Below are 286 nucleotides of genomic sequence, written 5' to 3' on the forward strand. Positions count from 1 at the left end.
AGGATCCACCTGCCTCGCTTGCGCTGAGATCGATAACACCCTCCTGGTCGAGGTTAGCGGGAATGGCCACGTAGTAGTGCAGATAGCTGAGGGTGGCCATGGCGTCCGTACCATCGGAGCCGGTGTAGGCGAGGGAGAAACCTGCGAGTTCCGGGGCGACGGGTGCCATGGTGTGTACCTTGCTGGAGTACCAGTTATCCCGGAAGTTGTACGTGAGTGACGCAGTCTGGCTTTGTGCAAAGTAGTACGAGGGCCGCGATGCTGCGTAGGCGGGGATGGCGGTGGT

Origin of the sequence: Rothia sp. HMSC061E04 (assembly GCF_001813685.1) — a bacterium.
In the GTDB taxonomy this organism is placed as follows: domain Bacteria; phylum Actinomycetota; class Actinomycetes; order Actinomycetales; family Micrococcaceae; genus Rothia; species Rothia mucilaginosa.